Here is a 22,862-nt window from a genome sequence, read left to right as displayed (position 1 = left end):
TTAATGGTAAGATATTAATACATATTACAGTAGATTACAAGTGTTATTTTAATGGGAAGCGCTTAATTTTATCAAATATGTCTGTTTATGATAGTTTTTCTGAAAGAAAATTTAATATGTGGATGAGTGTGAACCCCTGTTGACCTGTTAGGTAAATGAGTATATGCTAGGATTAACCTAATAGGTCAAAAAATGTTTGGGAGGAGCGAAAAATGGTTGTACAATTATTAGAGTTAGATAATCAAAGAAGAGATGCTGTGCTGAATGCTGCTTTAAAAGAATTTGCATTAAAAGGTTACGACCAGGCCTCTACCAATCAAATTGCTAAAGATGCGAATATGTCCAAAGCTTTGATGTTTCATTACGTAAAAAATAAACAGGAACTCTTTTTAACGACGTATCAGTACTTCACTGATCTTTTAGAACAAAACTATTTTAGGAAGTTAGATTTTAAAGAACATGATATTTTTTTGCGATTGCGACAGTCTTATCTGCTTCAGCTTCAACTGATTAAGCAATACCCTTGGATTTTGGAATTTGATCAGTTATCTGTTAAAACCAACTCAGTAGAAATCAATCGTGAAGTAGCAAAATACACCAAAGCTTCCCATTGTAATCAGCAGCTCTTTGAGGGGATTGATACCAGCAAATTCAGACCCGAACTAGCTATTGAAAAAAGCCTGCAATTTATCCTATGGGCCAATATTGGATTTACCGATCAACTTGTAGAAGAAATTAAGTTGGATAGAAATAAAGAGTTAGACGATCAGGCAATCATAGTCGCCTTAGATGACCATCTAAATGAATTGAAAAAGCTATTTTATAGTTCTGCACATAATTAACAAGAAAAAGTGGAATGACAACTATCTCTTTGCCAAAATAAGTCTGGAGAAGATCAATGAGAAATACTAAAATGCTTCATCCCCTTGTCGTAGAATTTCCGCTACGAGGAGAGTGGCAATCACCCAATACCCCTGGTACGAAGATACCAAGTCATGGAACTGATCGACTAGGAACTAGGTATGCCTATGACTTTATTCAAGTTGATTGGGATCGTCGTGGCTGGCCGTCTTATCGCAGCAGTCTGGCGAAGTACTTAACTACCGGTTTGCCAATCAATGATTATTATTGCTGGGGTAAGGCAATCTATGCTCCCTGTAACGGTATTGTAACTACAGCAGAAGATAACTATCCAGAACGCACACGAACCAATCTTCGCTCGGATTTAAAAAATGCTTATCAAAATGCCCACTACTTCGATCCAATGACTGATGACCCTCGTTCAGTTGCAGGCAATCACATTATTATTAAACATACAGAAAAAGTTTACGCAGCAGTGTGTCACTTACAAACGGGTTCAATTCAAGTAACTGTAGGTCAGTCGGTGAAAAAAGGGGATTTTCTTGGTCGAGTAGGCCATTCGGGCAATTCATTTGGTCCTCATCTACATTTTCAATTGATGGATAGCAGTGATATTACTAAAGCAAAAGGTTTGCCTTGTGCTTTTGAAACCTATGAAATTTATCAAGCTGGAAAATGGCTGGAAACAAAAAATGGCGTTCCTACCAATAGAGATCGAATTCGCTATAGTAAAGAAGAGTAAATTGTACGTATTGAAATTTTTTTAAAACATTACAACCACCCCAGACGTAAGTAATTTATGCCATAATTTAAGTAAGGAGTGTGAAGCCGGGTGAAAATTTTGCTAGTGGAAGATGAACAAGAAATCTCAGAATTAGTCGAGTTTTACTTAAGAAATGAAAATTATGACGTCGTTACTTGTATGAATGGCACAGATGCTTTAAATGAAATCAAAGGTAGCGAATTTTCGTTAGCAATTTTGGACATTATGTTGCCAGATATAGACGGTTTTGAGCTATGCAAAGCCATTCGCGAAAAATATACCTACCCAGTTATCATGTTGACGGCTAAGGGAGAAGAAATTGATAAAATCACAGGACTAACAATTGGAGCCGATGATTATATTACTAAACCATTCCGGCCATTAGAGTTAGTAGCACGAGTAAAAGCTCAGCTTAGAAGAGCTACTCAATACAGTGGTAAAAAACGCAGCATTTTAACCGTAAAGGGCTTGGAGTTAGATAGTGAAAAGCGCAAAGTTTTTCTAAATGAAGCAGAGCTTTTTCTGACACCACTAGAGTTTTCGATTTTAAAACTGTTGATGGAGCGAAAGGATCAGGTCGTTAGCTCCGAAGAATTATTCAAGGAAGTCTGGGGCGAAAAGTATTATACTAATTCGAATAATACCATTATGGTACACATTCGCCACCTGCGAGAAAAGATGCAAGACACAGGCGAAAAGCACAAATACATCCAAACGGTTTGGGGCGTTGGATATAGAATTTAACCTTAAGATATCTTAAGACAGAACTAAGTGAATATTAAAAGAATACCTTCTTATAGATGATTAAATAAGTCTATAAGGAGGTGTTTTCCATGAGAAAATCACTAGCTGGATTAACATTTGTTGTTTTGCTGCTTGCTGGTCTGTTAACTTATCAAGTACTTGCTACGCGAGACGATGCCTTCGTAAACATTCGTGGTGTTTCGGCAAATTGCTACCTATTAAAAAAACGCAATGGAGACATTATCAATCAAAAAAAGCCGCAGAAAAAAATTGCCATCGCCTCATTAACCAAAATCATGTCCACTCTTTGTGTTATTGAAAACGTAGAAGAATTGGATCAAATGACCACGGTACCTAAGCAAATTTTTTTAGACCTACACCAAAATAATTTGGCAGTAGCCGGCCTTCAACCAGGTGAAGTAGTGAGTTATCGTGATCTTTTATATGGCATCTTATTGCCATCCGGCGCCGATGCTACTTTAACAGCGGCTATATCGGTTAGTGGGAGTGAAGAAATGTTCGTCACTGAAATGAATCGCAAAGCCGCAGAGCTGGGGATGGTAAATACTCATTTTACCAATTCGATTGGTTTAGATAAAGGCGACCATTACTCGACGGTTGAGGATTTAGCGCTGCTCTTAGAATATGCTTTAGCAAATGAGATCTTTTACAATATATTTACTTGTCTGACTTATCAAGGGAAGGCGACCAATTGTCATCCTGAAGGAAATTATTTCACCAGCAGCTTAATTAGTCGCGGTGAATCGCTGGAGCTGACAAATGGACAAATAATTGGCGGTAAAACCGGTTATACCAAAAAAGCTGGCTTGTGTCTAGCTAGTTTGGCACAAATAAATGGGGAAGAATATTTACTGATTTTAACCGGCAGTCAAGGGGACAGTGAATCTGAACAATTCAACATCAGTGAAAGCCGCAAATTGTATAATGAAAGTTTGCCATAGAAAAACGCGTAGAGCAAAAATTCTACGCGTTTTTGCTATTTAACGGTAAGGTGAAACAAAAGGTAGTTTGTCCATTTTCGCTATCGGCTTTTATAGTGCCTTGATGAGCCAAGATAATTTCTTTTGCTATGGCCCAACCAAGACCGGCACCTCCAGTTTTAGTGGAGCGGGATTTGTCCAAACGATAAAACTTTTCAAAAATTGTTTCAATCTGGTGTTTTGGAATGGTGGGACCTTCATTCGTAATGCTGAAGGTTAGAGAGTCCGCTGAGTCTAGTGCAAGCACCATCTGAATCGCAGAATTCACCGGTCCATAAGCCATCGCATTTTTTAATAAATTGTTCAATACACGAGCGATCTGCTCGCTATCGGCAAAGAGTTTTAAAGTATCGGGTCCACTATAATGTAATGTTTGGTTTTTGTCATTTAACAATGGGTAAAATTCATCAGACAACTGATTTAATAATAAGACAAGATCTAACTCATGTTTATAAAGTACGATGTCTTGCAAATTGAATCGTGTAATATCAAAAAAGTCATCAATCAAGTTTTCCAAGCGATAGGATTTATCTAAGGTAATTGCCAGAAAATGCTGCAACTGCTCCTTAGTTAAATCAGGGGAATCAATGAGTAAGTTTAGATAACCTATCACAGAAGCTAACGGCGTTTTCAAATCATGGGCTAAATAAGTAATCAAATCCTTCGTCCGCTGTGTTTCCCGTTTTAACAATTCTTCATTTTTATCAATGTTCCCTTTGATTTTCAATAATTCATTGTCAATTACTAGCTCGCCAGTGGGTACTGCGTCGGTTTCAGCAAAGAATTGAGCGATTTTATCGGCAAGATGCTGAGTATTTTTCTTCAACTGATAACGATAAAGAAAATAACAGAGCAGTGAAACGACAAAAATAATTGCCAGGGCAAAAAGAATTAGAAACAATTTGACATTTGGCCAATCAATATAAGTTTCCACTCGATAAGGCTCCTCCGAACCATCCCCAACGATGCTAACGAAGGTGCCATAAACACTATCTAAAATTCGATGATGCAACTCAGTCTGGACAAACAAGATATACGTGCCGATCAAAAGGATTAAGCCCATCAACACAAAAAACAAGAGACTCGTTTTTTTCTTCACTTTTTTCAGCCTTCCTTCGTTTGTTCTATTAAGTTAAGTGTATCAAACCTTGTAACAAGAGAAAACTAGACATTTCTTAAGCTTTCTTCACAATCGCTAAATGCCGATTTAAAGCTACAAATCTTCAATTAAGTTTAACTATTTCTATAAAAATAGGAAATTATGAACAAATTTTTAAAAGACAGCAAAAGAACAATCGAAGTTATAGAAAGCGTTATCAAAAAATGATACAATCGGTTATACTCAATTAAGAAGTAATTGGAAAGGAGGGCCTTTAGTGACAATCGTGGAGCAGTATATAACGGAGTGTCTAGAAGATAAGTTAGAATATTTTGCCAATTATTCGATTTTCTGCTGCGGTAAAAAGATCGAAACGGATGAAAATATTCGTATTTACTATACCGACTGGCTCTCCAGTAATATCGTTTATGAACTCGTGTTATCTCGTGAAGAGAACACGGAGAAAAAGAACATCTATTTTTATCTAAAAGACCGTCAACAATGGATTACTTATGGATACAATGGCGTGGGTATAGTCGACCCATTGCGACAATAAAAAAGAAACTAGCTAACAAAACTTCATCTTAGGTTTTGTTGGCTAGTTTTATTATATCAAGTGGCGCTCAATGTAAGTAGGAAGTTGTAAACCTGTTTTGAGGCCCAGTGAATAAGTGCTATTGTTTAGAAACTAGGAATAAGGTAAACTCATAAGTATCAACTATCTATAAAAAGTGGGGGAATTATTCATGAAAAAATTAGCACTTAGCTTGTTATTAGGAGTATCTTTAATAGTCGTAACAGCTTGTTCACCAGCTGGCAATACTTCGACAAGCTCTAGTGAATCGACAACTATATCGACGCAGGAGAGGATCAACGTTGATTTAAAGGTAGTAAATGAGGGGCAAGAAGTTGCGAATCAAGAGCTAGAAACAACTGAAACGACTAGCCTGCTTGACATCATGGAAAAAGAACATACGCTGGAAGTAGATAACGGAATGATTATCTCGATTGACGGAACCAAACAAGATGAAAAAGCTGGATTATATTGGACGTATACGATTAACAGCGAATGGGCTGAAAAAGGTGCTGGAGAAACATTTTTAAAAGACGGTGACCAAATCGAGTTTACCTATGGAAAATTCGAATAAAAACTTCAGGGGACCTATCTCCGTACGTGATATCTGTTTTATCGCACTGAAGATAGCTGCTTGTGTATAGTTAGACGAACTGTTTTTCAATTTATGCCCAATGTCCAGCCAATCAATTCTGGTTAGTTTAAATAAGGGCTTTGTCCGTAGCTTTTTAATAATGTTACTAACAGTAGTAGTTACGAATATTTATATGAGGCCTGGACCACTGACACAAATAACTTCTTACAGCGGGATTATTTTACTGAGTTGTTTTTTGACTAAAATGCCACAGTTGTTTTTTCAGGGCTTGCAGGGCATCTATTTGGCTTTCTGACTGCTTGTGGAGAGGTCGTTATTTACGGTAGCGGCTCTTTTTGGCCGTATTATTTGTAAAGGGATCTATTTCGATACCCTATATGGTGTCGGGAATTTTCTGCTTTTATTTTTTGTTAGTATCTATAATATCATGAGTGTTTTTAAGGTGTTGGATTTAGCGAATATAGCGAATGATCTTTCAATTAGAAAGGTCATTATTTTTTTGGGTGATTAAATAAATAGAAATAGGATTGATTTTTCTTAGTATTTTGGGTTATGATGAAAGCGTATTAATTAAATGAGTGTAAGGAGCAGAAAAATGGGAGTAAAGCTCACGCAAAGGCAATTGTTCTCCATGAAAAGAAAGGGATTGGAAAAGCGCCTGTCCGATTATTATGCGGAAACGATGGATGCGGGTTACATTATTCAAAGTGCCGTAGCCATTCAGGTTCGTAATGCACTAACGACAGAAGACTTTTCATTTATAGCAAAAGACTTGATTCGTGACTTGTTTTTAACGTCAGATAATCTGCGGTCGGTTCGACATTTATGCTTTTTCTTTCGAGTGTATTTCACAAATGACGAGTGGACAACCGTAATTAAGCGATTGTTCGAAACCCCAGAAAAATATCTCGAAGAAGCTCAAATGTATGTCAAAGGTGTAGAAAACTTGCAGCCTTGGCTGTCTTCGGGCAGTCGTGAAGAGGAAGAAGATATCAGCATCTATGCTGTTTTTAAAGACGGGTTAGGTAATAAACACAAATGGCGGTTAAGCGCGGCTGAAAAAAAGCTCACCTCCAAAGAATGTTACGATATTATGTACATTCTAGGCTTCTTAAATATTTTAAAAAAAGATGGTGTAAGACATTTTGTAAAACCGATTCGTTCGGATTTTGTTGTAACCCACCATGTGGAAAATCCCTGGACAAGCAATTCAAAAATGTAATGGAATAGAGGAATAAGATAGCCGATTAAATTTTGATAAAATAAACAAGCCCCAAAGTTGCCTGTCAAAGCAGCTTTGGGGTTAGTTGTGCACCGTTGTAACGTTTACATTTTTATTTTTGCAATAATTAAGATAGGTTGGTAAAACAGTTGGTCCAGTAAAAATCGTGTCAAAATCAGTAATTTGTGCAAAAGTAACCAATGCTGCCTTACCGAATTTACTGGTATCTACTAGCAAATGATTTATCAAGGATTTTTGCAATATTTGCTGTTTAATACTGTATTCATAAACATCGGAATTCGTGACGCCGCGATTCAATGATACGCCAGTTGCCGACATATATGATTTGTTAATGTTCAGTCGTTCGAAAAATGGCCAATCCCGTACATTAATAAACGATCGCGTAGTACTTTTGAAGGTATTCCCTAATAACAATACGTTACAGTTGGCATGGTTCACCGATTGATTCAATACGTCTAGGCTGTTAGTAATGATGGTCACATGGTAATCAGGATCAATAAAATTCACCAGATGTTGGGTAGTGGTGCCCGAATCAATATAGATCATATCTTGATCCTCGATGGTTTCTGCTGCTTTTTGAGCAATTCGCTTCTTTTCGACCTCGTGCTCAACAACTCGCTTCTTAAAAGAAGTTGCGGATTGATTCAACGAAGAAACACCACCGTAGACTTTAGCAACTAGTCCATCTTCCTCTAATTTATTTAAATCGCGGCGAATTGTATTTTTTGACACTTGAAACTGGCTGCATAGTTCATCGATCGATACATGACCTTCTGAATGGATAAACTCTTCTAGTTCCTGAAGTCTTCTTACTTTCATCAGTTAACCTTCCTTTCAATCAGATTTACAAGGACTATACTATCATATAACTAAAACGTAATCAATAGATAACCAATATGTGTCAGTTAGATTCCGTGAATGCACAATAAAACCGTCTGATTTCCAGACGGTTAATAGAACTACTGCAATTTTCCAGTGATAAACTGGGCTTCGCCAAAACCAAAGGACCAATCAGCATCACCGTTTTCAGTGATAGCGATTAGAATATTTTTGGGATCGAAGTCTAACTGTTTTTCCAAACCCTCTTTTACCAGCTGATAAAAATTAACTTTATCCTGGCATTCTCGTTTCCTGCTAATCACTGAAATAGCAACGATCTCTTGTTGCTCGCGGGTAAATCCTAGATCGGTATCTTCTAAAATCATCTCATAAGATTTATGCTGGGTAACGATTTGGTAGCGATCACCTTTAGGAACACTAAAAGCTTCCAGCACCGCTTCATGAATGACATCCAACATTTTTCGTATTTCGTACTCGGTTCTTCCTTCAACAATATCTACTTTAATTAATGGCATCAAATTCCTCCTCATTTAACAACCTTTGCGTCAGTCAATAAACTTAGCATAGTCTATCTGTTGTGATTTAACAAGTAGATTGCTCAAATGATGAGTATATTTTGGTTGATGCTTTCGTAAGTGTTTCATTTCACATGGATGCTGAAATAAAACACTTACATAACGATATTGGCTAAGCAATGCTATAGTAAAATCCCTTCAAAAGAGCATGGTCAAGAAAAGCCGCTACGGTCTCTTGTTCTTTATTCTTAGCGACAGCTGTTACAATCGGATTCTTTGTAGGTTCAGTGCTGATGACTATAGAACCATAGTCAAATAGAAAAGGGTGCTCCTCACCTTTAGCAATCACCATGCAGGAATCAGGGTCAACTTCAAAGTTTGGCAACTCCTCTTTAGTGATTAAATTGATGGGTAATCCGTTGGTGTTAAGCGGTTTCGATTCTTCTGAGTAAAACAGAATCTCTTTTTTGTGCTCGCTTAAACGACTAAACACTTGAGAAGTATAGTTGGACATAGTTGGAAAACTATCTTTGAATAAGCTATCCCCATCAATTAAAACGACCTCGATTTTTGAAAAATCTACTAAAAAATTACTCATAATATCACCCCTACAGTGTAATTTGGTTATGTATGTGTGTATTATATCGTTATAATTGTGAATAGTCAAACAAACAAACGTATTTTTAGTGAAAAATCTTCTTTATCTATTTATCTGCGAGCTTTTCTGCCATTTTATCGACGAATTTGTTGTTCGTTTGTTGTTGACTTTTGGTTAAGTTTTGGAGTATAATGAGATCAAACTTGAGGGGGTAATGAGAATATGAACATCAAATTTCAAATGCCAACGGTCCTAAGATTGGGATCAGGCACAGTGGTTCACTTAGCAGAGGAAGCACAAAAATTGGGGAAAAAACCATTAATCGTGAGTGATGGTTTAATGAAACAAACGGGTCACTTAACTATTATTACGAAAAGTTTAGAGGGTGTTTCACTAGATTATGCGGTTTATACGGACATCACAGCTGAACCAACACAGGAAAATGTATATGCAGCATTAGATGTATATAATAGTAGCAATTGTGATTTTGTAATCGCTTTTGGCGGCGGAAGTTGCTTAGATACAGCTAAAGCAGTAGCAGTGTTAGCTACAAACGATACAACGATTGAAGCGATTGGTGAAAAAACAGTTACTGACTTCAATGAAGGTGTTCCAGTGATTGCTTTACCAACAACAGCGGGAACTGGTTCGGAGGTGACCGACGTAACAGTCATCACTAATACTAAAACTGACGTGAAAATGATGATGAAGGACGTTAAATTTTTACCTAACATTGCTATCGTTGATTCTGACTTTACGTTAACTGTACCTGCCAAAGTGACTTCTGCTACTGGATTAGATGCCTTGTGTCATGCGCTGGAGTCCTATGTTTCTGTAAAAGCTAACGGGATGACCCAAATGTTCTCATTACAAGCTATTAAAAAAATCATGGAAAACCTGCCAAAAGTTTATCAAGACGGTAGCGATTCAGTTGCGCGGGAACAGATGTCGATTGCTTCAACCGAAGCAGGTATTGCTTTTTCTAATGCTTCTGTGACTTTGATTCATGGGATGAGTCGACCAATTGGTGCATTATTCCATGTACCTCATGGCATTTCTAATGCTATGCTGCTGAATGTTTTTCTAGACTTTTCAAAAGATGCGATCTTAGTTGATTTAGCTGAAATTGCCCGTTTTGTTTATCCAGAAGCCCAAGATAAAGATGATCAGCAAGCAGCGGAAATGTTTATTGCGGCAGTGAACCAAATTTGCGAAACTTTACAAATTCCGGATTTGAAAGGCTATGGAATTGATGAGAAAGAATTCTTAGCTGTGTTAGACAAAATGGCGATGGATGCGCTAGCTAGCGGAAGTCCGCAAAACAACAAAAAAGTACCGACCCACGACGAAATTAAAGAATTGTATTTAGCTGCATTTTCAGCTAAATAACCGTAAGCCTGGAGAAACGCTTATGAAGAACATACCTGTGTCAATCCAAACCAGCTTAGATACAAGCGGAAATGGTCATCGTTGGAAACAACAACTACAGCAGTATCGCTTGCTAGGTTACTCGCTGATTGAGTTAGCTTTTGAAGAAATTAAGGAAATTACACCAGAAGTATTGGCCGGTGAGCTTAAGAGTAATGGCTTGAAAATTTCGGCAATTAAGGTGGCTGAAGATTTTAGTATTGAAGAAAAAACGCTTAAATTAATTACCCAGTTCTATCAACTGCTTTCAAGACTACGTTTAAATGAAACAAAAGAATTGCAAGTAATTATTGGAGTAAATAAAACAGTTGAAGAGCTGCGAGAAGATTTGAAAGCAGGCTACTGGCATAACTTACTGAAAAATCTCCAGCTCTTCAGCGGGTTTATGCGTTCAGTTTTTTCAATTGAAACCTTGATACAGCCGGGGCGGGAGGGCTTGACAGTTGAGAAGGATACCCTTTTTCAGATGATTCAAGAAAACCACAAACTAGGCCTTTGGTTAGACACAGCTAATGTCGCTTGTCATCAGCTAGATCCGTTGAAGGTACTGCAGGATTGGCGAGGAATGGTCCGTTCTCTTCATTTGAGTGATGTTAAAGAGGAGACGCTTTTCGGCGGCTTCTCAATGACCGAGATAAAAACATTTCTAGGTGAAGGGGCAATTGATTTTGGCATTCTCTATGATGAATTGGCGGATCACGGTTTTGTTCAGCACGTCAGTGTTAATCCCTTACTGCCGTCAAGTGATCCAGACCATTGGGAAGAATGTCACGACATGTTGCATATATTAAAAGAAGCCGGATTCAATTAAAAAATGATTGAATCTGCCATAGGGGCAAGACTCAATCATTTTTTAAATTAAAGTCTCAGAATGTCAAAGTTGAACGAGTTTGCGGAGCCTTTTGTAGCATAAAGTCGGTTTTACACTATCTTCTTATTTTTCAGTCGGATAATATAATGTTACACCGTGGGCTTCACAGTATTCGATGTACTTTTCTGTCGGCGGTACATCAGTGATTATTCCTTCGAAGGTATCGATGGATGCATAAGTTTGAAGCGCTGCGCGATCAAATTTACTGTTGTCAACTAATAAAAAGTTGCGAGGCGTTTTATTGACAATCTGATGCTTGATTTCGTATTCGAGCATATCAGAATTAGTAACACCGCGTTCTACAGAAAGGGCAGAAGCTGCCATGAAGGCCTTTGTGATATTTATCCGTTCAAAGAATCCTTGATCCTCTACGTTTACAAAGGAACGAGTCGCTGCTTTAAACGTATTACCAATAACAAATATACGATAATTAGGATATTCTGACACCGCATTGATGACATCTAAATTGTTAGTGACAATAGTCAAAGACATGTCTGGATTTAAGTACTTAGCAATATGACGAGTGGTCGTTCCAGAATCAATAAAAACTAAGTCGCCTTCTTCGATTAAAGAAGCAGCATATTTTCCGATTAACGACTTTTGTTTGTCGTACTTAGTGTCACGTTTTTCGTAAGGTTGAAGTTGATCGATATCTAAAGAGACCACTCCGCCGTAGACTTTTTTGACGTTGCCACCTTGAATAATTTTATCTAAATCGCGGCGGACGGTATTTTTGGATACATCGAAATGTTCGCACAGTTCGTCAATACTGACGGTGCCTCTAGAATGGATGTAAGCTTCCATTTCGTGAATGCGTTTCAATTTCATGGTACAAGCTCCTTTTCGTTCTTTATATAGTAACGATACTAGCATATTTTTCAAAGTTAATCAATAAATAACCAAATTGGACATAGATAAGATAATATGATGATGAATTTTCGTATCTTAAAATAATTTATAGTAAGTAGGAGGAATAGTGTGAACTCGAATTCGTTGCTAATGCAAACAATCGACGCGTCTATCCAAAAGAAACTGAACTTGTTTGATCATTTTAAATTACGGTACATTTTCCGAGCGATGATGGCCTGTATGTTTTTGGCATTAGGTACAGCGGTCGCTTTTGCGATAGCTATTAAAGGTGAAGAAATAAGTCATGGTTTGGGAAAAATTTTGTATTCCTTCATGTTTAGCTGGGCACTAGTAATGATTGTTTATATGAATGCTGAATTAGGAACATCCAATATGATGTATATGACTGTTGGGGTATATCAAAAGCGGTTAAGGGTAAGTAAAGCGCTGAAAATATTAGGGTTTTGTATTCTCTTTAACCTGATTGGCGGTGTTCTTGTAGGTTTTTTGTTGGCTCAGACGGGAGCATTTCAAGGATTGCCAGCGGATAGTTATCTATTTGAGTCAATTGCTGCAAAGCTTGATAAAGGATCGATACAGATTATGATCGAAGGGATTTTTGCCAATATTGTAGTAAATACTGCGGTTCTGATTAGTATGCGGATGAAGGACGATGCCGGAAAGGTAATGACGATTGTTTTTGTCATTTTTATTTTTGCCTTTTTAGGCTATGAACACGTGATTGCCAACTTTCCAGCCTTTTCGCTAGCTTATTTTGCCTCTGGAGGAATGGACACCTTTACGGCAAGTTCAGTTATCCATAATTTATTTTTTGCATTAATTGGTAATTATCTGGGTGGTGGTCTCGTCATGGGATTGGGCTATGCCTGGGTTAACAATGCTGCAACTAGTTATTTGGATTAATTAAAGGCTCTTGTTATCAAGATATATTCAAAAAGTGTTTATAATATAACCAAAAATAGTTGACAAAAACTAATAAATTGGGTAATGTTGGTAGTATCTAAAAGGGTTTGATTAAGGAAGGAGATTTATACATGTCTAATTCATTGAAACAGATACCACAGGCAGTAGAATTATCACAAGGAGTGACTCAGCTGCAAAACATTCGTCAAGAAAACTCTGGGTTGAACTACATTGAATTTCAGGTATTGGAATTTGAAAAGGGCGCCACTTATCCGGAAAAACTTGGTAAACAGGAAGTTTGTATTGTAGCTTTGACAGGGAAGATCACAGTTGAGGTGGAAGAAGAGGTTTTTAAAAACTTAGGAACTAGAGAATCTGTTTTTGAAAAGATTCCGACTGACAGTGTTTATATTTCCAATGATCATCAGTTCAGTATTACTGCGGAAACTGATAATGTGCGGGTAGCTCTTTGTTATTCACCATCTGAAAAACAATTACCAATCAAAGTTATCAAAGCAGCAGATAATTCTATTGAACAGCGTGGGAAGTATCAGAATAAACGATTAGTGCACAATATTCTACCTGATGATGTAGACACAGCTAACAGTTTGCTAGTAGTTGAAGTTTATACTGAAGGAGGTAATTTTTCTAGTTACCCTCCCCATAAGCATGATCAAGATGATCTGCCAAATGAATCTTTCTTAGAAGAAACATACTATCATGAAATGAACCCTTCACAAGGTTTTGTTTTCCAGCGAGTGTATACTGAAGATCGCTCTTTAGATGAAACGATGTCGGTGGAGAATAAAAATGTTGTTGTTGTGCCTAAGGGGTATCATCCAGTGGGTGTGCCGGACGGCTATACTTCCTACTATTTAAATGTTATGGCTGGACCAACCCGGATTTGGCAATTTCATAATGAAAAAGCCCATGAATGGATTTTGGATCGTCAGTAAACTTGTTGAAAAGAGGCGTTAGACATGAAATTTGTAACTTTGAATGAGGTGTTGCCTAAGGCTCAAGCAGAAGGCTATGCGATTGGACACTTCAATATCAATGGGATTCCCTGGGTAAAGGCAATTTTATCGGCGGCTGAGGAAGTTAAATCACCAGTGATCATCGCTTCTTCTGATCGCATGGTTGATTTTTTGGGAGGGTTTAAAACAATTGCTGATTTAGTCAGTAATGTGGGCGATGAATTAGGAATCACTGTCCCTGTAGTCATGCATTTGGACCATGGGCAAACAATTTCCCGCTGCTTTGCGGCGATTGATGCTGGCTATAGCTCGGTTATGTACGATGGCAGCCATGATCCAATTGATAAAAATATCGCAGACACAAAACGTGTGGTTGATCATGCGCATAAAAATGGCGTAACCGTCGAAGCAGAAATAGGAACGGTTGGTGGTAATGAAGATGGTTTAGTTAGCGGGATCAACTATGCCGATTTTGATGAATCAGTGCAATTAGTGGAAGAAACTGGGATAGATGCCCTAGCAGCTGCACTGGGTTCTGTTCATGGGAAATATGTGGGGGAACCAAAGCTAGGTTTTAAGGAAATGGATGCCCTAGCAGCCGCAATCAAAGTACCACTTGTATTGCACGGTGCTAGCGGAATTCCTTTAGAGCAATTGAAAAAAGCCATTGGTAAAGGCCATGCTAAAGTGAATATTAATACGGAGATGAATATTGGTTGGATTGATGCTGTGCGTAAAAGTATGGCACAATATCCGGATTCTCATGAGCCAAGGCAATTAATCGAAGCCGGCGAGCAAGCTATCAGCCGGATAGTCAAAATGAAGATGGATGAATTTGGGTCCAATGGAAAAGCATAAGCAAGTAGCTGTAGACGATTCTATCGTCTACAGCTCTTTTAATAGAAGAAACTACAATGCTAGGAGGGTATCATGAAGTTTACAAAACGCTTTTTTTCTTTATATATTATGTTTGTACTCCAAAACGTTGTTACTTTAAGTGTTAATCTGACGGATAATATGATGATTGGTGCCTACAGTGAAATCGCTCTATCTGGTGTGGCTGCGATTAATCAAGTACAGTTTTTTTACCAGCAGATCCTAAACGCCTTGAGCGAAGGCGTGGTGATGATCAGCAGTCAATATTGGGGAACCGGCAGAATCGATCCTATTAAAAAGATAGTTGCGATTGCGGTAAAAATTACATTGGGTGTTGCCTTACTGCTATTTACAGGCGTTTCACTATTTCCTGAACAGGTGATGCGTATTTTTACTACTTCACCAGAAATCATCAACCAAGGCGTTGACTATCTAATGATTGTGCGTTTTTCTTATTTCTTTTTAGCGATTACTATGATTTTATTGGCCTCGCTGCGCAGTGTGGAAATTGTAAAGATTGGCTTTCAATTGTCAATTATCGCTTTCATTTTGAATATCTGTATCAACTATACATTAATATTCGGTAAGTTTGGAGCACCTGAAATGGGCGCTAAAGGAGCAGCAGTGGGGACGCTGATTGCGCGAATTGTTGAATTGTTATTATTATTAATTTATTTGAAATTACGAGATAAAACACTGCAAAGCAAGTTAAGGGACTATTTAACTTTTGATCCGCTTCTTAGAAAAGATTATTTCCGATTAGTCGTACCAATGGTGGGAATATCAGGTCTATGGGGATTAAGTACAGGATTGCAAACGTCAATTTTAGGATACATGAGTTCAGAAGCAATTGCTGCTAACAGTGTCGCCTCAGTTCTATTTTTGTTGGTAAAAGGTGGGGCTGTCGGAGCAGCTTCTGCAGGAGCAATTATTATTGGTAAAGAAATAGGTACAGGTGATTTAGAGCAAGTGATCTATTATTCCAAAAGGTTACAGAAAATGTTCTTTGCCATTGGTGTTGTGGGCGGGATCGTTCTATTTTTTATTAGAATTCCAATTTTAGGGCTTTATGATCTGTCGCCAGCTACTCGAGAGATGGCGAATCAATTTTTAGTCATACTTAGTGTCATCTATGTAGGCATGGGCTACCAGATGCCCACTAGTGAAGGGATAATCCGTGGTGGAGGAAATCCGATCTTTATCATCAAAATGAATCTCATAAGCAGCTGGTTGATTGTGATTCCGTTGTCTTACTTATTAGCTTTTTATTTCAAAGCCTCTCCAGCAGTAGTTGTTTTTGCTTTAAATTCTGATCAACTTTTTAAATGCCTGCCTGTTTTCTTAAAAGTAAATTACGGAAAGTGGATTTATAAGTTGACGAGAGGATGAAGTTGTTGAAATTGTTTTTTTTGTGATTTTTTTATAATCAAAAAAGGTAATCAGTCTAATAATTACCTGTCTAAGAAGTGTTATTTTGTAATAAGAACCGTTTTGGAAACAAATAATCGTCCTGAGTTAATGGAATTGCGATGATTATTTGTTTTTTTGTGCTTTAAATAGCTTTTCAAGCAAACAATTATCTTCTATAATAAGTTTAAAACCTGTAATATATTACAAAGTTGCAAAAAAATGTCACTCTTCAATACATAGAAATAAGGAATGATTATCGATGTTTTTTTTATCTTGTTTTTACGAAAAACAAGAAAGTTTTTTCGGTCAAATCAAAAAATCTCCATAGAAATGTTCGTATTTATCCAAATCGATTATATATTATAAAGAATTATGAATCAATAGTTTTAAAAAAAAATTTTGTTTCGCTTTCAAATACGATGTTTTTGTAAAAGAATTTTGTTTTTTTAAAATTTGACCAGATTTTAAGTAGATTCGACGGTTTTTTAGCCGTCATTTAAGCCGTCAGGAAAGGAGCGCTTTTGATGCGTAGAGGAGAAAACATCTATAAAAGAAAAGACGGACGATGGGAGGGGCGTTATCGTAAAGGAAGAAAATTGGATGGAAAAATAAAATATGGCTATATTTATGGTAAAACATTTCAAGAAGTAAAAAATAGAATGTATCCATTAAAAGCTAAATATCAAGAAATTCAGGAAATTCAAGGCAACATTGCCATCTCTTTTTTTGAGTGGGCTCTTATATGGCTTTCGTCTGTGAGAGGAGATGTGAAACCGTCGACCTATGCCAGTTATGAGTATAAGTTAAGAACATATATATTTCCAATTGTCGGAGATATACCTTTAAATGAAATTGATACAAATAAATGTTACGAAATTATCGCTTATTTAGAAAGAAAAAAAATGAGTCCAAGTTCAATTCATATTATTTATCAAGTGTTTAATCGATGTTTGAAAGCGGCAATTGCTGAAGGGGCTTTAGTTTTTAATGCAGCACAAGTAGTAAAACTACCCAAAACGAAGAGAAATAAGGTTCGAGCATTATCTAAAACGGAGCAAAAAAAGATTGAACAAGCGGCTATTGATGCTGGCGAAAAGGGATTACCAGTACTCATATCGCTGTACACAGGTATGCGAATAGGTGAAATAGCAGCTCTCAAATGGAAGAATGTCGATCTGACAGACAATATTATTCATGTCGAACAGACTCTACAACGTATACCATCTACTTACGACACAGAAAAAACGAAAGTTATTGTCAATTCTTCTAAGTCGGAAAGGGCCATTCGCTCAATTCCAATCGGAAAAAAATTAAGGAAATTACTAATTGAGCATAAAAAATGCTCCATTAGCGAATATGTATTTTCTGTTAATTCTCAGCCGTGTGAACCACGTCTGCTAACCTATTATTTCCACAATATTCGTAATGATGCTTGTCTGGACAACATTCATTTTCACCAGCTTAGGCATTCGTTCGCTACAAGATGTTTGGAGCTGCAAGCTGATATTCCGTCGATAAGTGCGATATTAGGGCATTCTTCTGCAAAAACAACCCTGGATTTCTATGCAGATACAATGTTAGAACAACGGATAACTATCATGCGATTATTAGAGTCAAAATCAACGCTATAATTCTAGCTACTTCTACTTACTTATTGTGATATTAGAGAGCACACCGCTCTCTTTCGGTCTTTTTTTGCAAACGCTTCCAATGGAGCTAACTACGTTTAATTTTATTTCTTAAACCGTCATAAATCGTCAAGATACTTTTAAAACACTGATATAGCAGTAGATTACACAGGCTATCTTGTTTTTCGTAAAAACAAGATAGCCTAGATACTAAAATTATATCAAAAAACCGAAAAAAGTAACCTAAAACGCTTGTGAATTGAGCTGTCCAGGTTTCTAAAGGTAGAAATTAAATTTTTAACTAAAAAGTGGTCAGTTTGACTATTTACTTATGAGATTTCAGCTAGTAGTTGCTGTTTCGTTAGAAAAAAAGACCGTGCTAAACATTTTATCAATTTAGTAAGAAGCAAGTAATAATTAGAAAAGAGGCGGGATACGTTCATGAAAAGAATTTTGATTCTAACAAAAAATATTCTTTCAGAGTCAAATTTACAAGAAAAATTGCAGTCTTTAAATTTTGAGGTATATTGCTCATCGTGCTTATTAGAAAGATTGCTGAAAAAAAGAAGCATTACAGAGTACATAAAGGACTTTGACTTTGTGATTATAAGTGATCTTGTAACGGATAAAGAAGTGTTACAGATTTCTTCACAACTGTCTGAGTACAATCTAAATATTTTTAGAAAAACAGATAGTGAACCAACTTCTGAAGAAGAGAGCTATATGGAACGAATACATTTAAGTGGTTGGGTTAAACCCTCGATGAGTAAAGAAAAGTTAAGAGAGTTATTTAGTGGGAAGTCTGCGAATGAAACGATCCCGGTTGGTCAATATGAATCTAATGCAATAGCTGGCGGTCACAAGGTGTCAATTGCTAATCTACCGTTATCCCGTCTAGAAAAAGAATTTTTACAGGCATTGTATGAAAACGAATCGGATTATCTTTCTCGGGAGGATGCTTCAGAAAGACTTTGGGGTAAATGTGATCAGTCTACTATGAGTCGCTTGTCGATGATGAAAAAAAGTATTGAAAACAAGCTGTTAGGAACAAATATTCCTACCCCGCTTTTTGTTACTGAATGGGGAAAAGGCTACCGAGCAAAGGAAAACTTCTTCAAATATCTTGTACGATAATGATTTGGTTACTGGTTGGAGGCGAATACGTGTCAAAGCATCAAAGTGAAAACATAATATGTGATCAATCGAGTGATCGCATATTATGTTTTCATTGTTTAGGAGTTAAACGTTAAAGGGAGTGTTATTAGGTGAATCATACTAAGGGTAGGTTGGTTAATGAAGTCGACGAAAGGCTTCTCGAAATACAACAATCGGTAAAAGAAGCACCAAGCTTGTTGAAAAAAAACGACATTAGCTACTTAGTAATAAAAAGAGCGATGGATCTTGTTGGAAGTATAGTGGGACTAATATTTTTTACACCAATAATGTTGGTAATCTTTCTAGCTATTAAATTAGAAGATGGCGGGAAAGTCTTTTTTAAACAAACAAGGATTGGCAAAGATGGAAAACAGTTTTCGATGTATAAGATTCGTTCGATGTGTATGGAAGCTGAACAAAAACTTGCAGACCTTAAAGAAAAAAATGAGGTACAGGGACCAATGTTCAAGATGAAAAATGATCCTCGTATTACCAAAGTCGGAAAGTTTATCCGGAAAACATCATTAGATGAGTTGCCTCAATTGATAAATGTTTTATTGGGAAACATGAGCTTAGTGGGACCGCGACCACCATTGCCTGATGAAGTAGGTCAATATAATGCGTACGAAATGCAACGACTATTCGTAAAGCCAGGTTGTTCAGGTCTCTGGCAAATCAGCGGTCGTAGCGATCTTCATTTTAAAGACATGGTCGAATTGGACTTAAAATATATTCGGACGCGTTCAATTAAATTAGATTGCTCCATTATTATCAAAACATTTTTGGTTATTTTAAAACCAAACGGTGCTTACTAAAAATGAAAGAAGGGGACATAAATGAAGGTATGTTTTACTGCTTCTTCTGGGGGACACTTTCAACAATTAATGATGTTAGAACCGCTAATGAATCAATACGAAAGTTTTATAGTTACTGAAAAAACGAGCTATAAAGTAAATTGCAAGCAACATAAAGCCTACTACGTACCACAAATTCAGCGCAAGGAGAAACTTTGGTTGTTTAGGTTTCTATTCATTTTTTTAACTTCACTGAAAATTTTCTTTATAGAAAAGCCGGACGTCATCATTAGTACAGGCGTTTTGGCGACTTTGCCAATGTGTTTTTTAGGAAAGATATGTAGAAAGAAGATTATTTTTATTGAATCCTTTGCTAAATCCGAAGTGCCAACGTTAACAGGCAGAGTCATGGTAAAAATTTCTGACAAAGTTTATGTGCAGTGGAAATCGATGCTGCGCTTTTATGAACGTGCTACTTGTTTAGGATCAATTTACTAACAAAAAGGAGTCGCTATGATATTTGTAACCGTAGGAAGTCAAAAATTTCCTTTTGATCGTTTATTAAAAGAAGTAGACCAATTGATAGAAAGCGGAGTTATCAAAGAAGAGGTATTTGCTCAAACGGGACACTCCACTTATCTTCCTCAAAAATTTTCCTATCAGCCATTTTTGGATCAATCTTTATTTGAGGAAAAGCTAAAAGAGTGTGATGTTCTCATTACTCATGGAGGAACTGGTGTAATTGTCACAGCACTTAAAATGGGTAAAAAGATCATCGCAGTACCGAGACTAGCAAAGTATCAAGAACATGTCGATAATCACCAAATTGAGTTATTAGCACAATTTAGTGGACAAAATTTAATTTGCTATTGTGAAGAAGTGGATGAATTGGCTTCTTTGGTGGAGACGATCCATGAAAGAACATTTGAAACATTTTCTTCAAATACTACAGCCTATTTAGAAGACTTGACTTATGAATTATCTTCCTTCCAGGAAGGGTCGAATAAGTACAGCCGTTTCCGAGGAAAAGCCAATAAATATGTTGAATACTTGATCACGAAAAGCCAAGTTTTATTAAAACAAAAGACTTTTCAAACAGAAAATGAACGGGTCCACTATCTTTTTAAGAAAAATAATAGTTCAACCTTAATAGTTGTTTTTAGCTCCTGTACACGAAAAGGAGTTGCAGCACGTTACAACTACGTGAGAACGTTGAAAGATGTTTCATATGACCAATTATTTATCTTAGATGACTGGGGATACGATCGAAGAGGAATCTATTATCTAGGACATGAAATGAGCTTTTCAATAGAAGCAGCTGTTGAAAAGTTGATTCAAGAAGTTGTGCAACAAGGCAGGTACAAAAAAGTAATTTTTGCAGGTTCTAGCAAAGGTGGCTATGCAGCATTGAACTTTGGCTTAAAATTTCCCAATGCCAAAATTATTGCCGGCGCACCCCAATATAAATTGGGAGATTATTTTACTGATCCGTCTAATAAGTTAGAGGATACGCTACGTTTTATTTGCGGGGAACAAGCTGATGAGGAAAAACTTAAAATTCTTAATCGACATTTAAATGAAAAAATAGAAAAGTATGCAGGACATGCGGAGTCAGTAACGATAGCACTCCATTACTCAGATAAAGAGCATACGTATGAAGAACATATTTGTGACTTGTTAAATGATTTGAACAAAGCAGGGTATCACACAAAACAGGATATCCATCATTACCATAATCATTCTGATATCAGCCTATATTTCCCTCAGTTTTTATTGACTCAAATCAAGGCATAAAGGAGTACTAAATGACAAAGAAAAAAATTAGCATTATTTTAGGCGCTTGTGCCATTGTGATTATTGGAATTGTTGCATTTTTTATGCTACAGACAAGTGATCCGGCAATTTCCTATGATCCTTTGACCGATACGAGCCAATATGACAAGCTGGAAATTGAAATTAATGGAACGGATGTTACCGTGAAAGACGCAGTGCCAATCATTTCTGATTTTGATAGCAGGGGTGAGGATGTGCAGGTCATCCCAGATGCTTTTAATACCGGCGCAGATCTAACTAAGCCAATGGTTACTCCAGAATTCTACGAAAATATCGAAAAACGTGAAGAAGATTATGTGATGAGGCTGCAAGATAGTAGTTTTGATGGCGAAAAAGTTGTTTTCGATAATGTGTTTTTTGACGATTTACCTTTGTATTTAGCAAATAACAATGAGGTTAATCCTGGTGGTACGATCGAGTTTAATAACTGCTATTTTTCACAAGGAATCAATTTAACTGGAGAAATTCAAAAAAAATTGATCTTTAATAATTGTGATTTTTTAACAGCACCAGTTAGTGCATCAAATAGTGAGTTTTATTCTTGTAAATTTTATCATTCCTATGGCGATGCCTTGCAAATTGGTCCTAATGTAATAGTTAAAGACAGTTACATCTACAATAATGGTTTTGGCGATCCCGAAAAATATCATTCAGATGGCATTCAAATTGCTGGTTTTGGCAATACTGATGCTCATACTATTACTGTGGATAACGTTAGAATCGAGATGCCGCGGGTCGCCCCTCACTTTGGACAAAATTCAGCGATGATTATCAAAATGGATATGGCCAATGGATACGACATGAATTTCAGCAACATGATATTAAATGGTGGCGCATTTACTTTATACCTTGTTCCCACTGACTATGAGATGAGAGATTTGCGGTTTGAAAATATTAAGTTTGGTAATAATTCTGAATGGGGACCCGTTTATACGAATGAATCAACTGGAAATATTGATGGCTGGGCCGGACAAAAAGTTGTAGACAGTGATCTGCAATCTAAGGTATATGTCAGTTCTGTTCGAAAGGAAACGGGAAAATTTATCTTTCAAGCTACGAACGAAACTGACAAAAAACGAAGTATCCGTGTGGAAACTGATTTAGAAACCACAACTATTGAAGTTCCTAGTGTATTAACGCTAGAAGAGGCTAAAAAGGAAAAAGCTGATTTTGAAGACATGAATATTGACCTGACCTTTGAAGTAAAAGCAAAAAGCTGGATTAAAATTTATGACGGCAAAGAACTCATTCGACATAAAGAATTTAATGAATAAGGAGTCTTTT

At 36.8% G+C, this 22,862-nt stretch carries 24 protein-coding genes; 19 read left to right on the top strand and 5 right to left on the bottom strand.

Features of this window, described 5'->3' with window-relative positions:
• Positions 1 to 212 precede the first annotated feature (212 nt).
• The 4 genes from IGI42_RS18405 to IGI42_RS18390 all read left to right on the top strand — a co-directional run bounded on the left by IGI42_RS18405 (position 213) and on the right by IGI42_RS18390 (position 3,330).
• Positions 213 to 842: a TetR/AcrR family transcriptional regulator gene (locus IGI42_RS18405; protein ID WP_438717453.1), complete on the top strand. Its 630-nt coding sequence runs from the start codon at positions 213 to 215 to the stop codon at positions 840 to 842.
• 56 nt (positions 843 to 898) lie between these two features.
• The gene (locus IGI42_RS18400; protein WP_438717452.1) at positions 899 to 1,603 is read left to right on the top strand and encodes a M23 family metallopeptidase; all 705 of its coding nucleotides are present in this window, start codon (positions 899 to 901) and stop codon (positions 1,601 to 1,603) included.
• Between the two features lie 90 nt (positions 1,604 to 1,693).
• A complete protein-coding gene (locus IGI42_RS18395; protein WP_438717451.1) occupies positions 1,694 to 2,368 on the top strand; it encodes a response regulator transcription factor in 675 nt (224 codons plus the stop codon).
• A gap of 89 nt (positions 2,369 to 2,457) precedes the next feature.
• The gene (locus tag IGI42_RS18390; RefSeq protein ID WP_438717450.1) at positions 2,458 to 3,330 is read left to right on the top strand and encodes a D-alanyl-D-alanine carboxypeptidase family protein; all 873 of its coding nucleotides are present in this window, start codon (positions 2,458 to 2,460) and stop codon (positions 3,328 to 3,330) included.
• 22 nt (positions 3,331 to 3,352) lie between these two features.
• Here the strand turns inward: IGI42_RS18390 and IGI42_RS18385 are convergent, their stop codons facing one another.
• Positions 3,353 to 4,468 (bottom strand): sensor histidine kinase, encoded by a 1,116-nt coding sequence (locus tag IGI42_RS18385; RefSeq protein WP_438717449.1) that lies wholly within the window; start codon positions 4,466 to 4,468, stop codon positions 3,353 to 3,355.
• A gap of 277 nt (positions 4,469 to 4,745) precedes the next feature.
• On the opposite strand from IGI42_RS18385, the gene IGI42_RS18380 reads away from it, so the two are divergent.
• The 3 genes from IGI42_RS18380 (at position 4,746) to IGI42_RS18370 (ending at position 6,859) form a co-directional block, all read left to right on the top strand.
• A complete protein-coding gene (locus IGI42_RS18380) occupies positions 4,746 to 5,024 on the top strand; it encodes a hypothetical protein (RefSeq protein ID WP_438717448.1) in 279 nt (92 codons plus the stop codon).
• Between the two features lie 190 nt (positions 5,025 to 5,214).
• Positions 5,215 to 5,616 carry a DUF4430 domain-containing protein gene (locus tag IGI42_RS18375; RefSeq protein WP_438717447.1) on the top strand — a complete coding sequence of 134 codons (402 nt, stop codon included), beginning with the start codon at positions 5,215 to 5,217 and terminating at the stop codon, positions 5,614 to 5,616.
• 616 nt (positions 5,617 to 6,232) lie between these two features.
• The gene (locus tag IGI42_RS18370) at positions 6,233 to 6,859 is read left to right on the top strand and encodes a hypothetical protein (RefSeq protein ID WP_438717446.1); all 627 of its coding nucleotides are present in this window, start codon (positions 6,233 to 6,235) and stop codon (positions 6,857 to 6,859) included.
• 81 nt (positions 6,860 to 6,940) lie between these two features.
• On the opposite strand, the gene IGI42_RS18365 is transcribed toward IGI42_RS18370, so the two are convergent.
• The 3 genes from IGI42_RS18365 to IGI42_RS18355 form a co-directional block, all read right to left on the bottom strand.
• Positions 6,941 to 7,699 (bottom strand): DeoR/GlpR family DNA-binding transcription regulator, encoded by a 759-nt coding sequence (locus tag IGI42_RS18365; RefSeq protein ID WP_438717445.1) that lies wholly within the window; start codon positions 7,697 to 7,699, stop codon positions 6,941 to 6,943.
• 140 nt (positions 7,700 to 7,839) lie between these two features.
• The gene (locus IGI42_RS18360; RefSeq protein WP_438717443.1) at positions 7,840 to 8,235 is read right to left on the bottom strand and encodes a tautomerase family protein; all 396 of its coding nucleotides are present in this window, start codon (positions 8,233 to 8,235) and stop codon (positions 7,840 to 7,842) included.
• A 172-nt stretch (positions 8,236 to 8,407) separates the two neighbouring features.
• Positions 8,408 to 8,833 (bottom strand): hypothetical protein, encoded by a 426-nt coding sequence (locus IGI42_RS18355; protein WP_438717442.1) that lies wholly within the window; start codon positions 8,831 to 8,833, stop codon positions 8,408 to 8,410.
• A gap of 222 nt (positions 8,834 to 9,055) precedes the next feature.
• On the opposite strand from IGI42_RS18355, the gene IGI42_RS18350 reads away from it, so the two are divergent.
• Positions 9,056 to 10,222 carry an iron-containing alcohol dehydrogenase gene (locus IGI42_RS18350; RefSeq protein WP_438717441.1) on the top strand — a complete coding sequence of 389 codons (1,167 nt, stop codon included), beginning with the start codon at positions 9,056 to 9,058 and terminating at the stop codon, positions 10,220 to 10,222.
• A 22-nt stretch (positions 10,223 to 10,244) separates the two neighbouring features.
• Entirely contained in the window at positions 10,245 to 11,072 is an 828-nt protein-coding gene (locus IGI42_RS18345; protein ID WP_438717440.1) for a sugar phosphate isomerase/epimerase family protein, read from the top strand.
• A 123-nt stretch (positions 11,073 to 11,195) separates the two neighbouring features.
• Here IGI42_RS18345 and IGI42_RS18340 read toward each other — a convergent pair whose 3' ends face one another.
• A complete protein-coding gene (locus IGI42_RS18340; RefSeq protein WP_438717439.1) occupies positions 11,196 to 11,960 on the bottom strand; it encodes a DeoR/GlpR family DNA-binding transcription regulator in 765 nt (254 codons plus the stop codon).
• 171 nt (positions 11,961 to 12,131) lie between these two features.
• On the opposite strand from IGI42_RS18340, the gene IGI42_RS18335 reads away from it, so the two are divergent.
• From IGI42_RS18335 to IGI42_RS18290, 10 genes are all read left to right on the top strand, one after another.
• A complete protein-coding gene (locus IGI42_RS18335) occupies positions 12,132 to 12,905 on the top strand; it encodes a formate/nitrite transporter family protein (RefSeq protein WP_438718322.1) in 774 nt (257 codons plus the stop codon).
• 131 nt (positions 12,906 to 13,036) lie between these two features.
• Positions 13,037 to 13,861, top strand: a complete 825-nt coding sequence (gene iolB, locus IGI42_RS18330) for a 5-deoxy-glucuronate isomerase (protein ID WP_438717437.1) — start codon at positions 13,037 to 13,039, stop codon at positions 13,859 to 13,861.
• Positions 13,862 to 13,885: 24 nt separating this feature from the next.
• The gene (gene fba / locus IGI42_RS18325; protein ID WP_438717435.1) at positions 13,886 to 14,740 is read left to right on the top strand and encodes a class II fructose-1,6-bisphosphate aldolase; all 855 of its coding nucleotides are present in this window, start codon (positions 13,886 to 13,888) and stop codon (positions 14,738 to 14,740) included.
• A gap of 72 nt (positions 14,741 to 14,812) precedes the next feature.
• The gene (locus IGI42_RS18320) at positions 14,813 to 16,147 is read left to right on the top strand and encodes an MATE family efflux transporter (protein ID WP_438717434.1); all 1,335 of its coding nucleotides are present in this window, start codon (positions 14,813 to 14,815) and stop codon (positions 16,145 to 16,147) included.
• 545 nt (positions 16,148 to 16,692) lie between these two features.
• Positions 16,693 to 17,799: a tyrosine-type recombinase/integrase gene (locus IGI42_RS18315; protein WP_438717433.1), complete on the top strand. Its 1,107-nt coding sequence runs from the start codon at positions 16,693 to 16,695 to the stop codon at positions 17,797 to 17,799.
• Between the two features lie 438 nt (positions 17,800 to 18,237).
• On the top strand, positions 18,238 to 18,930 hold the full coding sequence (locus IGI42_RS18310) for a helix-turn-helix domain-containing protein (protein WP_438717432.1): 693 nt from the start codon (positions 18,238 to 18,240) through the stop codon (positions 18,928 to 18,930).
• A 131-nt stretch (positions 18,931 to 19,061) separates the two neighbouring features.
• Positions 19,062 to 19,766: a sugar transferase gene (locus IGI42_RS18305; protein ID WP_438717431.1), complete on the top strand. Its 705-nt coding sequence runs from the start codon at positions 19,062 to 19,064 to the stop codon at positions 19,764 to 19,766.
• Between the two features lie 21 nt (positions 19,767 to 19,787).
• A complete protein-coding gene (gene pssD / locus IGI42_RS18300; protein ID WP_438717429.1) occupies positions 19,788 to 20,243 on the top strand; it encodes a PssD/Cps14F family polysaccharide biosynthesis glycosyltransferase in 456 nt (151 codons plus the stop codon).
• Between the two features lie 15 nt (positions 20,244 to 20,258).
• Positions 20,259 to 21,539: a PssE/Cps14G family polysaccharide biosynthesis glycosyltransferase gene (pssE, locus tag IGI42_RS18295; protein ID WP_438717428.1), complete on the top strand. Its 1,281-nt coding sequence runs from the start codon at positions 20,259 to 20,261 to the stop codon at positions 21,537 to 21,539.
• An 11-nt stretch (positions 21,540 to 21,550) separates the two neighbouring features.
• Positions 21,551 to 22,852, top strand: coding sequence for a hypothetical protein (locus tag IGI42_RS18290; RefSeq protein WP_438717427.1), 1,302 nt, complete (start codon positions 21,551 to 21,553; stop codon positions 22,850 to 22,852).
• Positions 22,853 to 22,862 lie beyond the last annotated feature (10 nt).

This window comes from Enterococcus sp. AZ109 (assembly GCF_051714625.1).
Taxonomy (GTDB): Bacteria; Bacillota; Bacilli; order Lactobacillales; family Enterococcaceae; genus Enterococcus_A.
This window is presented reverse-complemented; position numbering and strand designations above follow the sequence as displayed.

What these genes read in the sequence shown, in the direction of transcription:
- IGI42_RS18405 (WP_438717453.1), top strand. Translation starts at nt 213, where the DNA reads ATGGTTGTACAATTATTAGAGTTAGATAATCAAAGAAGAGATGCTGTG.
- IGI42_RS18400 (WP_438717452.1), top strand. Translation starts at nt 899, where the DNA reads ATGAGAAATACTAAAATGCTTCATCCCCTTGTCGTAGAATTTCCGCTA.
- IGI42_RS18390 (WP_438717450.1), top strand. Translation starts at nt 2,458, where the DNA reads ATGAGAAAATCACTAGCTGGATTAACATTTGTTGTTTTGCTGCTTGCT.
- IGI42_RS18375 (WP_438717447.1), top strand. Translation starts at nt 5,215, where the DNA reads ATGAAAAAATTAGCACTTAGCTTGTTATTAGGAGTATCTTTAATAGTC.
- IGI42_RS18370 (WP_438717446.1), top strand. Translation starts at nt 6,233, where the DNA reads ATGGGAGTAAAGCTCACGCAAAGGCAATTGTTCTCCATGAAAAGAAAG.
- IGI42_RS18365 (WP_438717445.1), bottom strand. Translation starts at nt 7,699, where the DNA reads ATGAAAGTAAGAAGACTTCAGGAACTAGAAGAGTTTATCCATTCAGAA.
- IGI42_RS18360 (WP_438717443.1), bottom strand. Translation starts at nt 8,235, where the DNA reads ATGCCATTAATTAAAGTAGATATTGTTGAAGGAAGAACCGAGTACGAA.
- IGI42_RS18355 (WP_438717442.1), bottom strand. Translation starts at nt 8,833, where the DNA reads ATGAGTAATTTTTTAGTAGATTTTTCAAAAATCGAGGTCGTTTTAATT.
- IGI42_RS18350 (WP_438717441.1), top strand. Translation starts at nt 9,056, where the DNA reads ATGAACATCAAATTTCAAATGCCAACGGTCCTAAGATTGGGATCAGGC.
- IGI42_RS18345 (WP_438717440.1), top strand. Translation starts at nt 10,245, where the DNA reads ATGAAGAACATACCTGTGTCAATCCAAACCAGCTTAGATACAAGCGGA.
- IGI42_RS18340 (WP_438717439.1), bottom strand. Translation starts at nt 11,960, where the DNA reads ATGAAATTGAAACGCATTCACGAAATGGAAGCTTACATCCATTCTAGA.
- IGI42_RS18335 (WP_438718322.1), top strand. Translation starts at nt 12,132, where the DNA reads ATGCAAACAATCGACGCGTCTATCCAAAAGAAACTGAACTTGTTTGAT.
- iolB (WP_438717437.1), top strand. Translation starts at nt 13,037, where the DNA reads ATGTCTAATTCATTGAAACAGATACCACAGGCAGTAGAATTATCACAA.
- fba (WP_438717435.1), top strand. Translation starts at nt 13,886, where the DNA reads ATGAAATTTGTAACTTTGAATGAGGTGTTGCCTAAGGCTCAAGCAGAA.
- IGI42_RS18320 (WP_438717434.1), top strand. Translation starts at nt 14,813, where the DNA reads ATGAAGTTTACAAAACGCTTTTTTTCTTTATATATTATGTTTGTACTC.
- IGI42_RS18315 (WP_438717433.1), top strand. Translation starts at nt 16,693, where the DNA reads ATGCGTAGAGGAGAAAACATCTATAAAAGAAAAGACGGACGATGGGAG.
- IGI42_RS18310 (WP_438717432.1), top strand. Translation starts at nt 18,238, where the DNA reads ATGAAAAGAATTTTGATTCTAACAAAAAATATTCTTTCAGAGTCAAAT.
- pssD (WP_438717429.1), top strand. Translation starts at nt 19,788, where the DNA reads ATGAAGGTATGTTTTACTGCTTCTTCTGGGGGACACTTTCAACAATTA.
- pssE (WP_438717428.1), top strand. Translation starts at nt 20,259, where the DNA reads ATGATATTTGTAACCGTAGGAAGTCAAAAATTTCCTTTTGATCGTTTA.
- IGI42_RS18290 (WP_438717427.1), top strand. Translation starts at nt 21,551, where the DNA reads ATGACAAAGAAAAAAATTAGCATTATTTTAGGCGCTTGTGCCATTGTG.